Annotated in this window: 1 protein-coding gene; it reads left to right on the forward strand. The window is 65.5% G+C overall.

What is annotated here, in order from left to right:
• Positions 1 to 89: 89 nt before the first annotated feature.
• Complete coding sequence (locus tag AB0L65_RS62910; protein ID WP_364267625.1) at positions 90 to 1,187, forward strand: IS630 family transposase; 1,098 nt, start codon at positions 90 to 92, stop codon at positions 1,185 to 1,187.
• Positions 1,188 to 1,199 lie beyond the last annotated feature (12 nt).

Below are 1,199 nucleotides of genomic sequence, written 5' to 3' on the forward strand. Positions count from 1 at the left end.
CTAGTGGGCCGTCCCGGAACGTTGACCGGGTAATTGATCTCGGCTGGTGAACCCGTCAGGCTGGCTGCCTCTGAAGCTGGGAGGTAGTCGTGGCTCGTCCACCGGATGTGTTCGTCCGGCCCTTGTCGATGGACGAGGGCCGGAAGATCCAGCGCATCACCCGGAGTGCGAAGGACCCGGTCAAGCTGCGCCGGGCGATCGTGGTGATGATGTCGGGGCAAGGGCAGAGCGTGCCGGATATCACCTCGTTGATGCAGGTCGGTGAGGATTACGTGCGCGATGTCATCCACGCCTTCAACGCGCGGGGGTTCGACGCGCTGGACCCAAAATGGAGCGGGGGCCGGCCACCGGCGATCAGTGAGCAGGTGCGCGAGCACATCTGTCTGATCGCCCGGACGGTCCCCGCCGAGTGGGGCATCACCGGCCACTCCACCTGGAGCTTGCGCACCTTGGCCGAACACCTCATCGCCCGCGGCGTGGTGGACGCCCTCAGCCGCGAGCACCTGCGGCGCATCCTGCGCAAGGGTGGCGTGAGCTGGCAGGCCACCACCACGTGGAAGGCGTCCAACGACCCGCACTTCATCGCCAAGATGCAGCGGGTGCTGGAGTTATACGACCACCCACCCGCCGACGGGAAGGTGATCTGCGTCGATGAGTTCGGCCCGTTGAACCTGCTGCCCCGCAAGGGTAAACGGTGGCGGCCAGTCGGAAATCCGGCCCGGCTGCGGGCCACCTACAACCGTTACTTCGGCGTCATGCACATGATCGCCGCGCTGGATCTGGCCACCGGCAAGCTGTACTACCGCATCCGCCGGCGCAAGCGGTGGCGGGAGTTTCTGTCCTTCCTCAAGACCCTGCGTTCGCGGTGGCCCGGCGAGAGGCTGTATGTGATCATGGACAACTACTCGCCGCATAAGCATCCCCAAGTCCGAGCGTGGGCCGCCGACAACGACGTCGAGCTGGTGTTCCTGCCGACCTACGGCTCGTGGCTGAACTGGATCGAGTCCGAGTTCGCCGCGCTGCGTTATTACGCCCTGAACGGCACCGATCACCGTTCCCATGACGAGCAGAACACGGCGATCGGTGGCTACGTCCGCTGGCGCAACGCCCGTGCCCAACCGAAAACCGGCTTCGCCGCCACTTCGCCCATCCGAAGCTGGACCAGTTACCCGGCCAAGGTTGCGTGACGGGCCACTAGC

Source organism: Nonomuraea sp. NPDC052116 (assembly GCF_040680035.1).
Taxonomy (GTDB): domain Bacteria; phylum Actinomycetota; class Actinomycetes; order Streptosporangiales; family Streptosporangiaceae; genus Nonomuraea; species Nonomuraea angiospora_A.